The 10729-nt window shown below is 53.1% G+C and carries 7 protein-coding genes and 3 pseudogenes; 3 read left to right on the top strand and 7 right to left on the bottom strand.

The window, feature by feature from the left end; genetic code table 11:
- Positions 1 to 129 precede the first annotated feature (129 nt).
- The 5 genes and pseudogenes from BV390_RS29270 to BV390_RS29250 form a co-directional block, all read right to left on the bottom strand.
- Positions 130 to 297: pseudogene (locus BV390_RS29270) on the bottom strand (thioredoxin domain-containing protein); the annotation flags it as partial.
- A gap of 252 nt (positions 298 to 549) precedes the next feature.
- The gene (lpdA, locus tag BV390_RS29265) at positions 550 to 1947 is read right to left on the bottom strand and encodes a dihydrolipoyl dehydrogenase (protein WP_085397607.1); all 1398 of its coding nucleotides are present in this window, start codon (positions 1945 to 1947) and stop codon (positions 550 to 552) included.
- On the bottom strand, positions 1937 to 3472 hold the full coding sequence (locus tag BV390_RS29260; protein WP_085397606.1) for a 2-oxo acid dehydrogenase subunit E2: 1536 nt from the start codon (positions 3470 to 3472) through the stop codon (positions 1937 to 1939). Before BV390_RS29260 ends, lpdA begins: the two co-directional genes overlap by 11 nt.
- A 3-nt stretch (positions 3473 to 3475) precedes the next feature.
- Positions 3476 to 4495 carry an alpha-ketoacid dehydrogenase subunit beta gene (locus BV390_RS29255; RefSeq protein WP_002889881.1) on the bottom strand — a complete coding sequence of 340 codons (1020 nt, stop codon included), beginning with the start codon at positions 4493 to 4495 and terminating at the stop codon, positions 3476 to 3478.
- An 11-nt stretch (positions 4496 to 4506) separates the two neighbouring features.
- Positions 4507 to 5466, bottom strand: coding sequence for a thiamine pyrophosphate-dependent dehydrogenase E1 component subunit alpha (locus BV390_RS29250; protein WP_002889884.1), 960 nt, complete (start codon positions 5464 to 5466; stop codon positions 4507 to 4509).
- 253 nt (positions 5467 to 5719) lie between these two features.
- On the opposite strand from BV390_RS29250, the gene BV390_RS29245 reads away from it, so the two are divergent.
- The 3 genes and pseudogenes from BV390_RS29245 (at position 5720) to BV390_RS31740 (ending at position 9575) form a co-directional block, all read left to right on the top strand.
- Positions 5720 to 8485, top strand: coding sequence for a LuxR C-terminal-related transcriptional regulator (locus BV390_RS29245; protein WP_085397605.1), 2766 nt, complete (start codon positions 5720 to 5722; stop codon positions 8483 to 8485).
- Positions 8486 to 8633: 148 nt separating this feature from the next.
- Positions 8634 to 9329: pseudogene (locus BV390_RS32030) on the top strand (IS1 family transposase).
- Positions 9330 to 9338: 9 nt separating this feature from the next.
- A complete protein-coding gene (locus BV390_RS31740; RefSeq protein WP_255380413.1) occupies positions 9339 to 9575 on the top strand; it encodes an EAL domain-containing protein in 237 nt (78 codons plus the stop codon).
- On the opposite strand, the gene BV390_RS29225 is transcribed toward BV390_RS31740, so the two are convergent.
- Positions 9488 to 10450 (bottom strand): sensor domain-containing diguanylate cyclase, encoded by a 963-nt coding sequence (locus BV390_RS29225; RefSeq protein ID WP_081384141.1) that lies wholly within the window; start codon positions 10448 to 10450, stop codon positions 9488 to 9490. The genes BV390_RS31740 and BV390_RS29225 overlap by 88 nt on opposite strands.
- A gap of 70 nt (positions 10451 to 10520) precedes the next feature.
- Positions 10521 to 10729, bottom strand: a pseudogene (locus tag BV390_RS31355) (hypothetical protein); the annotation flags it as partial.

The following is a 10729-nucleotide window of genomic DNA, read 5'->3' as shown; positions in this document are numbered from 1 at the left end:
GTTGAACAGGATGACAAAGGCTGGGATGCCAGAAAGCGTGCGTATTGCCTGAAAATCCAGCCAGCTACAGGGTCGTTCGCAAGAAATCTTATTTATTCAACAAAGCCTACCGGAAGATAAGATTCTCGCTATTGCCGGACCATGGTTGCTGGGTAAGATCATATAAAACGCCTCGCTGTCGGTACCGCCATAGTGATGCCCCACGTCGAACCGAAGATAGTCCAGCCCAAGCTCGCCAACACACCACATCAGCGCCTGCACGTTAGAGGAGGTTTTTCGGCCCCAGATAGTCAGCATCGGGATCTCCAGAGAATAGGGAAAGAAGGAGCAATGGATAATCTCTTCATCACCGCATTTGTCGGTAGCCATTTGCCTTGCGTTAGTCCTGCTCATTTTCAATAAAGTGAGATGACTGCCAGTGGCTGGAGATCAATGATGCGGGATACTTACCTAACGACGGGCTGTTACCTTATCGAACGTTCAAGGAAAATACAGGAGGGATAACGGGCAACTTACTCCGTATCACGACGCTATCGCCTCCCTTATTTTTTATTGATGCAACGGTTGGTCGCAGGCCGCGAGGATTGACTCATGCATCGCTTCGGAAAGTGTCGGATGCGCAAAGATCATCGACAGGAGACTTTCATCTGTGGCCTCCAGGTGACGGGCGATACCAAACCCCTGGATCTGTTCCGTGACCTGTGCGCCAACCATATGCGCGCCCAGCAACTCGCCGGTTTCAGCATCGAAAATAGTCTTCACAAAACCCTCCGTCTCGCCGCTGGCCAGCGCCTTACCATTGCTCTGATAAGAGAACTTACCGATCCTGACGGGTCGTCCTCTGGCCAGGGCCGTCGATTCCGTTAGGCCCAGACTGGCAACCTGAGGCCGGGAATAAGTGCAACCGGGCACATAGTCGCGATCAAGCGGGTGGGTGCCTTCGACACCAGCCAGTGTCTCAATGCAGATCACGCCTTCGTGGCTGGCCTTGTGCGCCAGACACGGCGGGCCGGCTACATCGCCGATGGCATAAAGCCCAAATACGTTAGTGCGACAAGCCGTGTCCGTCTTGATAAAACCGCGGTCTAACTCGACGCCCAGTGCTTCCAGCCCCAGATCTTCAATATTCGGCTGTACGCCAACCGCCAGCAGCACGCGTTCGACTTCCAGGAAAGATTCGGCGCTCGTATTTTTCATTGTACAGCGCACCCCGGTATCGGTGAGCTGTACTTGCGTTACCTGGGTCTGGGTATGGACCTGAATCCCGCGCTTTTCGAATGACTTACGCACCGCCGCTGACACTTCGGCATCTTCCACGGGCAAAATCTGCGACGCTAGCTCGACCAGCGTCACTTTACAGCCCAGATCGTTATAAAGGCTGGCGAACTCGACGCCAATCGCGCCTGAACCGATGATTAATAGCGACCTGGGCAATCGCTTAGGCTGTAGTGCCTCGTAATAGGTCCAGATATATTCGCCATCTGGCGCTATGCCTGGTAATGCGCGTGGTCGGGCGCCCGTGGCCAGGATCACGTGATCGGCCCGGTAATCGTACTCTTCCCCCCGGGCATCCGCTACCGTTATTTGTCCCTTACCGCGTAGCCGCGCGGTACCATCAATCACCCTCACGCCATTTTTCTTCAACAGATACTCAACCCCGCCGGTGAGCTGTTGCGAAACGGCACGGCTAAACTGCACCAGTTTCTGCAGATCGACATTCACCTCACCCACGCTGATACCCAGCTGACTGGCATGGGTGATACTGTGCGCGACCTCAGCGCCATGCAACAGCGCCTTGGTTGGAATGCATCCCCAGTTCAGGCAGATGCCGCCCAGATGTTGTTTTTCCACTAAGGCGGTACGAAGACCTAGCTGGCCGGCACGGATGGCGGCCACATACCCCCCAGGCCCCCCGCCGATGATCAGCACATCGTAATTATCGTGCATAGCTCGTCTCCTGGATAAACATCAGGGTTGGGGTTTCAGTCAGTCGCTTGAGTTCCTGGAGAAAAGCTGCACCTGCCGCCCCATCGATGACCCGGTGATCGCAGGATAGCGATACCGTCAGTTGGTGGCGCGCGACGATTTGCCCGTCGCGTACTACCGCCCGCATCTCGCCGGTGCCAATGGCGAGGATTGCGCTTTGCGGTGGATTGATGATGGCGTCAAACTGCCGTACGCCGAGCATCCCCAGATTTGACACGCTAAAGGTTCCCCCCTGGAACTCTTCCGGCTTCAGCGTGCCCGCTTTGGCCCGGGTCACCAGGGCGTGAATTTCGGCCGATATGTCGCTGATCGATTTCCGGTTCGCCGAGCGAACAATGGGGGTAATTAGCCCGTCAGGCAGCGCAACAGCCACCGAAATATCGGCATCCGCAAAGCGGCGGATACTTTGTGTCGCTTCATCAAACTGGATGTTGACGTCTGGCACGGCCACCAGCGCCAGGGCACAGGCCTTCACCAGCAGGTCGTTAACCGAAATCTTGACACCGGGTACTTCGCGGTTAATTTCCTGACGAAACGCTAACAGTCGTTCCAGATCGAGATCGACACTCAAACGGAAATGGGGAGACTGTTGCTTGGAGGTTTGCAGGCGAGAAGCGATAGCCCGCCGCATACCGGACATGGGGATGCTCTCAAAGGGTGCCGGGGCACTCTCCTGCACAGGGCTGGTCTGCGGGGGCCCGTCGAGCAACAACGACGCAGCCAGCACATCATCGCGACTCACCCGACCGCGTGAACCGCTGCTTCGGCAGTCATGCAAGTTGATACCCAGTTTGCCGGCCAGACGGCGCGCCAGCGGGGTGGCCGATACCTGGCTATCATCGGCATGCGAGCGGGGCGCTTTGCTGGGACGAACGGGGGGCGTCGGAGAGGCCAGGCGACCGCCGGCGGCAACGATCGCGCTTTCCAGATCAGAAACAGAGATACGTTCCCCGCGCCCGCTGCCGCGGACCTTTTTCAGGTCGACACCCCAGCGGGCAGACAGTCGTAACGCATGGGGCGTGGCATTAACCTGAGTCACATCAGTCACGCCTTGCAGACTGACGGGAATGACGGTCTGCCCAATAGGGGGCTCCGGACTGTTGGATGGCGGCGAAACAACGGAAGGTGGCTTAGCGCCTGCCTGTGCCGCTACGTCCGGCGCGGCAGCCTCCGGGCCAGGTGCTGCGGGTTTCACCGTCGCCAGACTGGCAGCAAATTCGTCCAGTTCAGCATCGCTGACCGAAGCGTCAGCCGCCAGAGCCAGCACGGCGCCAACCTGAAGCGTCTCACCCTCGCGGGCGATTATCCGGCGTAATGTACCGGCAAAAGGTGCCTCCAGCACATTGACGATTTTACTGGTTTCAATCTCACAGATTTCCTGCCCTCTGGTGAAATCGTCACCCTCCTGGATTGCCCATCGAGCGAGCAAGCCTTCCTCCATGGAAAGCCCCCACTTTGGCATTTCAAGCGTCTTGATTTCGCTCATAGGTTAATCCTCCAGCACTTGACGGACGGCGGCTTCGATACGTTCAACGCCAGGGATCCAGAGTTTTTCGAGAGCAGGGGAGAACGGGACCGGCGTGTGTGGCGGCGTCACCAGCAGAACGGGCGCTTTGAGGAAATGGAATGCCTGAGACGCAATCAGCGCCGCGACATCATGAGCAAAACCGAAGCGTGCAGCAGATTCGTCGACTATCACGACCCGCCCCGTGGAAGCCACCGATTCCAGAATACCTTCCTCATCCAGCGGCGAAATGGTTCGCGGGTCGACCACCTCGACCGAGATCCCCTCTCTGGCCAGTTTGTCCGCCACCTGGTTTGCTTTATGTACCATTGCCGACAACGCAATGATGGTGACATCCTCTCCTTCGCGCGTGTAGTTGGCTACACCTAGCGGGATGGTATAGATCTCGTCCGGTACCTCGCCCTTGAGGTCGTACAGCATTTTATGCTCGCAGAATACCACCGGGTCGTCGTCGCGAATGGACTGGATTAACAGACCCTTGACGTCATAAGGCGTCGAGGGCACCACCACTTTCAGTCCAGGCGTGGTGGCAAAGATATTATAGGGTGACTGTGAATGCTGGGCTGCGGCAGAAAACCCCGCGCCGATCATCCCTCGCATCACCAGCGGAGCTCTGGCTTTGCCACCAAACATGTAGCGGAACTTAGCCGCCTGGTTGTACAGTGCATCGTGGCTCACACCAAAAAAATCCATGAACATCAGTTCCGCGACCGGCCGCAGCCCCGTCGCTGCGGCGCCGGCCGCCATACCGATGATGGCTGACTCGGTAATGGGCGTGTCGATCACCCGATCGGAGCCGAACTGCGTCCACAGCCCTTTAGTGACACCCAGCACACCGCCAAAGGCTTCAATCTTTGCCTCTTCGGGCGCATTTCCGCCATGACCGCCACGCAAGTCTTCACCGATGAGTACCACACGTTCATCGCGCTCCATTTCCTGAGCCAGAGCTTCCTTGACCGCTTCACGATAGGTTTTTATTGTCATGGTTATCACCCTCAGTATGAGACGTACACGTCTGTCAGCAGGTCTTCCGGAGCCGGATAGGCAGCGGCGCGGGCCTTCAATACGGCATCGTTGACCAGGGCTTCTACTTCCTCGTCAATCGCCGCCAGTTCTTCCTGGGTGATATGCTGCTTGACCTTAGCGGTGAAAATCTTCAGCGGATCATGTTGTTCACGCAGGCGTTGCACTTCACCTTCCGCGCGGTATAGCGCGGGATCGCCCTCAAAATGACCATGCCAGCGGAAGGCTTTGGCCTCAATGACGCTTGGGCCACCGCCTTCTCGCGCACGCTTGACCGCCTCTGAGGTTGCCTCATAAACCGCAAAGAAATCGGTGCCATCGACGGTCACTGCCGGCAGGCCGAAGCCAGCGGCGCGCCGGGCGATATCACGCCCACCCACGGCGTAGTCATGGCCGGTCCCTTCGCCGTAACCGTTGTTCTCGAAAATAAAGACGGCTGGAAGCTGGAGCACGACGGCCATATTGATGGCTTCAAAGACCAGGCCCTGATTAGAACCCCCATCGCCCGTAAAAGAGACACCGACGTTGCCGGTTTTTAGCGTTTTTGCCGTTAGCGCGGCGCCGATGGCCAGTGGAGGGGCCCCCCCAACGATAGCGTTCGCCCCCAGCATTCCTTTCGACAGATCGGCAATGTGCATCGAGCCACCCTTACCGCGACATAACCCGCTGTCCTTACCGAATATTTCGGCCATCATGCCGTGAATGTCACAACCTTTAGCAATACAGTGGCCATGTCCACGGTGTGTTGAACCAATGAAATCTGCGCTCGTTAAATTTTCGCAGACCCCCACCGCGATGGCCTCCTCACCGGTATAAAGGTGAATGAAGCCCGGAATATCACCGCTGGTATTTTCCTGATGCAACCGCTCTTCAAAGGTCCTGATCTCCCGCATCTTGCGGTAAGCCTGCAATAACGCCTGTTTGCTGAGCATCGTTTAATTCTCCTCAATAAAGGTCACCCAGGCGGGGCCAACAGACAGGGCGAATAACCCTGGCCACACCCATGCAATGAATCTACGAGCGGTTAGAGAGAGTGCGAAGCCACCTTCATGGGGGGGTAGGTGGGGGTTTTCATGCTTGAGGTCAAACTTTCTAAATTTTGTGTAGCCATAAAGTTTGCCTGCCCCATGTCATCCCGGTGGCTGGCGTACAATTGAAAAAAAACAAAACGAGTAGACACCACGGATGAAGCCATTGGATTTAGAAGGTCGCCAATCACCCTCACTGGTCTCCGGGCCATTGCGGCTGACACGAGGCTTGCCGTTAATCCTGACCAAATTCGTCCCGCCTCGCTCCTCGATACAATTGCTGGAGCGCCCCCGGCTTCTTCAGCTTCTCAGTCCCGTTCAGCAGTGCCGGCTGGGCGTCGTCTGCGCCGGCGCTGGATTTGGCAAAACCACGCTGTTGGCGCAATGGCATCAGCAGATGGTCGCGCAGGGGGAACATATCGCCTGGCTGAGCCTCGATGAGGATGATGATGACGTATGGCAGTTTATTCCTTATCTGCTGCAAGCATTGCGTCCACTCTATGCTGACTGGGACGCCGATTTCTGGCGTGACATGGAAGAACAGAAGCTCTCCAGCTCCGAGCAACTGCTGGCCGGGCTCATTAACCAGCTACACTATTGCCCGCATGACGTATACCTGATCATCGACGACTTCCACGTGATTAACGATCGTGGGGTCTATGAAGCCCTGGGGTATTTAATCAAGCATGCGCCTGCCGCCTTGCATCTGATCATTGGCAGCCGTTTCCACCCGAATCTTGCGCTGAGCCAGCTGCAGGCCCAGGACCAACTGGTGGAAATCTATGATCGAGACCTGCAATTCACGCTCGAAGAAACAAAACACTATTTTAGCCGCACGGTTGCGCTACCCCTCAGCAACCACCATGCACAGCGGCTACAGTCCGTGACAGAGGGTTGGATTGCAGGGATGAAGATCGCTTCATTGTCCGCAGAATTACAGCATGATCCCGAGCATCTGTTGCGCAATATGCATGGAGGAACACGGTCTATTGCCCGCTATCTGAAAGAGGTGGTACTGGATCCGCTGCCGGAAGAGGTTCTTGATTTTCTGGTGAAAACGTCCTTCCTCAGTCGGTTAAATGCCGAATTATGCAATGCAGTGACTGGACGTGATGATAGTAAAGCGATGCTGGCATGGATTGAGCGACACAACCTTTTTTTGTCAGCCCTTGACGAACAAGGCTACTGGTTCCGCTACCATCCTCTGTTGCAGGAAAATCTTCGGACCATGCTGCAGCAGAACAACGATATTGATCGCAAACAGCTGCATGAATTAGCCAGTCATTGGTTCGTCGAACAGAAACTGTGGTCTGAGGCGGTACGCCATGCGCTCAGCGCAGGCAAGCCGGTGCATAGCCCCGTACAGGATGGCGCAAGCGCTCAGTCACTGGCGGAAGAAGGGGATATCGATACCCTGATCTCATGGATGCATCATTTACCGCCCAGCACCGATCCTTCGCGCATTGACCTGCAAATTAATCTGGCCTGGGCACTGGCGCATTATTTCCACTTTGATGAGTCGAGGCAGCTGCTTGATAACCTCGATCAGATGGTACTTCATCATCGTGAGGATTTAACCCGCAGCACCTGGTGTAAATTGCGGGTTGTGCGGGCAATTTGCGAAGCCTTTGCGGAAAACATCCCGGAGAGTCTGGCTATTGTTCAGCCGTTGCTGGCCGAAGTGCCCTGCGGCGACACCTGGGTTGATGGTCTGATATGCAATATTCTCAGCTATTGCCATGTTGTTAACCAGCGCTATCACGATGCGCTGGAGGTTCAACAGCATATGCCCTCTCCGGAAAGTCCTATAGATAATCTGTTTGTCTCGGTATATCGCGCTTTTATCATTGCCCAGTGCCATCTTTGTCAGGGCGATCTGGGGAAAGCCGGGTGGTACGCAGAGAAAACGTTGCGTCAGGCTGAATGTTATACCGGTACCCAGTCGACTAGTGGCGCGACGCTGGCGCCGCTGCTGGCGGAGATAGCCTATGAATGTCAGAGTGGTGACTCGCCCGATCATCTGTTAGCCGACCGGCTCGAATTCATCGACCGATTCAGTCCACCCGATGCGCTGAGTCGTTGCTATACCTATCTCGCGCGTCAGGCCCTGGATGGCGATATGCCGTATGAGGCCGAGCGATTGCTGGAGCATGCGCAGCGTCTTGCCGTGTCTCGCGGCTGGCAACGGCTCCAGGCCATGATGTTAGCCGAGCAGGTGAAAGTGCGGCTGCAGCGCGGCAATGTCACAGGCGCAGAGCAACTGCAGCGACAACTTGAACAAATGGCCGCCAGCTTCAGAATGGATGCCGAACATCCCTGCCAACGCGCTATCGTTCTGTATGCATCCCTTAGCCACTGTCGCCTTCTTCTCGCCACAGGCCGGGCGCCGCAAGCCTGCATTTTACTGGCTGAGATGGTCTCTGATCAGGAAAACCGGGGGGACAGGTTAACCGCAGCGCGTCTGCGTACGCTCTGGTCATTAGCCTTGTGGAGCAGCGGCAAAACTGCCGCTGCGCGCACAACATTTCAGCCAGTCGTGCAGCTGGCTGAACACCAGCATCTCAAAGGCCTCTTTCTTGACGCTGGCGATACCTTGCAACCTTTGCTTATCGGTATGAACGATTCCTCTTTGGCTTGTACAGAGGAAGGGATAGTCCATGAACCCTGGGCCGGCAAGCGCGCGCCTGCAGATGGAACACCGTTTAATAGTGGAAGCCCCGATATTCATGGGGAACTCAGCGAGCGAGAGTTGCAGGTATTACAACTGATCGCTGAAGGTCAGATGAATAAAGAAATTGCTCGCTCCCTCGTTATTTCTGCTGAAACGGTCAAATGGCACATTAAAAACATCTACGCGAAGCTTAAAGTGAATAGCCGCACTCAAGCGATGAGCCGGGCGCTGGAGATGAAATTACTGGATTAACGGTTTGAAGAGGGAGGGCTGGATATAAAATATTATTAAGGCGAGCCACTTTCTTAACGGGGCTATGAGCCATGGATAATCCCGGCGTTTTTGGGTGATGCTGCCAACTTACTGATTTAGTGTATGATGGTGTTTTTGAGGTGCTCCAGTGGCTTCTGTTTCTATCAGCTGTCCCTCCTGTTCAGCTACTGACGGGGTGGTGCGTAACGGCAAAAGTACTGCCGGACATCAGCGCTATCTCTGCTCTCACTGCCGTAAAACATGGCAGTTACAGTTCACATACACCGCCTCTCAACCCGGTACGCACCAGAAAATCATTGATATGGCCATAAATGGCGTCGGATGTCGCGCCAGTGCACGCATTATGGGCGTTGGCCTCAACACGATTTTACGACACTTAAAAAACTCAGGCCGCGGTCGGTAAACTCACGCATACAGCCGGGCAGTGACGTCATCGTCTGCGCGGAAATGGACGAACATTGGGGCTATGTCGGGGCTAAATCGCGCCAGCGCTGGCTGTTTTACACGTATGACAGGCTCCGGAAGACGGTTTGCGCACGTATTCGGTGAACGCACTATGGCGACGCTGGGGCGTCTTATGAGCCTGCTATCACCCTTTGACGTGGTGATATGGATGACGGATGGCTGGCCGCTGTATGAATCCCGCCTGAAGGGAAAGCTGCACGTAATCAGCAAGCGATATACGCAGCGAATTGAGCGGCATAACCTGAATCTGAGGCAGCACCTGGCACGGCTGGGACGGAAGTCGCTGTCGTTCTCAAAATCGGTGGAGCTGCATGACAAAGTCATCCGGCATTATCTGAACATAAAACACTATCAATAAGTTGGGACCATTACCGAAGGTGTGGAAAATAATGAACAGTTTGAATTGCTTAAAAATATGAATTGCGATGAATTTCAAGGTTATTATTATTCGAAGCCTTTGTCAGGTGATCAACTGATTGATTTTTTGAGGGGCCAAAAAAAATATGGCTGTATGCCCTATTTTTTCATATACCATCGTTTTCCCTTTTTAATTTCATACATTCTTTCGTCTGCATCCTGCATGATAGCAGAGCGTTCAGTATGAATTTTCTCATCATATTCAATAATCCCTGCAGAAAAATCTATGTTGTATTTTTTTTGAGAATTAAGATTGTAGCTGGTAATCCCGGCCCTCAATTTATGAAGGAATTCTTCTGCTTCTTTATAGGTTGACTCGGGTAATAGAACACCAAATTCATCACCTCCTAATCTTGCAACAACGCTTTTTGAACTACTAAGATCTTCCAGCATATCTGCAAAATTGCAAAGTACTTCATTACCTTCTGAATGACCGAAGTTATCATTGATTGGTTTAAAATTATCGAGATCTATGATCAGAACACAGAATGTTTTTTTCTTTTTTTTGGCTTTTCTTAACGATTCATCCGTCATTAGGGCGAAAGAACGCCAGTTACATATACCTGTCAAAGGATCAGTAGTTGCTTCGTTTATTATTCTAAACTCATCCTCTACGATTTCTGCTAAATCTTTAAGCAATAAGAAGTCATCTCTGGTTAATACTCTTGGTTCTGTATCAATAATACATATTGTTCCAGCTATCTCACCATCTGGCAGTCTTACGGGATGCCCTGCATAAAACCGGATATAAGGATCATTTTTAACTAATTTATTTTCTTTGAATCTTGGATCAAGGATTGCATCGGGCACTATTAATGGTTCACTAAGATCTACTGCTATTGTACAAAATGAATCACTTCTATCTGTCTCTTTTATCTTCAGCCCATAACATGACTTAAACCATTGCCTGTCTCTATCAATTAATGAAACAAGTGCTATTGGTACATCAAAGAGTTTGGTGGCAATCCTCGTCAATCTGTCAAATCGTTCTTCAGATTTTGTATCAAGGATCCCCATAGAGTATAATGATAATAACCTGTTCTCTTCTTTATGGTTTGTCATAATTTTCATCTTGAGTGGTTATTGCAGGGTAGTGTTGGTTATCGCTATCTTATCAGAATTGTCCTGGAACTCAATAATCCCAATATCTCATAATCATATAAAACTTAACAAGTAGACTGGCCCCCTGAATCTCCAGACAACCAATATCACTTAAATAAGTGATAGTCTTAATACTAGGGAAGGTGCGAATAAGCAGGTCATTTCTTCCCAAGCTGACTCGCTGATTAAAATTTCGCGGATCTGGGCCGATTTTTTTCCCGCAAACACATCGAATCAGCC

Origin of the sequence: Klebsiella sp. YJ (assembly GCF_002108615.1) — a bacterium.
Taxonomy (GTDB): domain Bacteria; phylum Pseudomonadota; class Gammaproteobacteria; order Enterobacterales; family Enterobacteriaceae; genus Klebsiella; species Klebsiella planticola.
Note: the sequence above shows the minus strand (reverse complement) of the source record. Positions and strands in the feature narration are given on the sequence as shown.

Bases quoted from the DNA above. Each gene is read 5' to 3' on its own strand.
- BV390_RS29250 (WP_002889884.1), bottom strand. From the start codon at position 5,466: ATGCTCAGCAAACAGGCGTTATTGCAGGCTTACCGCAAGATGCGGGAG.
- lpdA (WP_085397607.1), bottom strand. From the start codon at position 1,947: ATGCACGATAATTACGATGTGCTGATCATCGGCGGGGGGCCTGGGGGG.
- BV390_RS29260 (WP_085397606.1), bottom strand. From the start codon at position 3,472: ATGAGCGAAATCAAGACGCTTGAAATGCCAAAGTGGGGGCTTTCCATG.
- BV390_RS29255 (WP_002889881.1), bottom strand. From the start codon at position 4,495: ATGACAATAAAAACCTATCGTGAAGCGGTCAAGGAAGCTCTGGCTCAG.
- BV390_RS29245 (WP_085397605.1), top strand. From the start codon at position 5,720: ATGAAGCCATTGGATTTAGAAGGTCGCCAATCACCCTCACTGGTCTCC.
- BV390_RS29225 (WP_081384141.1), bottom strand. From the start codon at position 10,450: ATGACAAACCATAAAGAAGAGAACAGGTTATTATCATTATACTCTATG.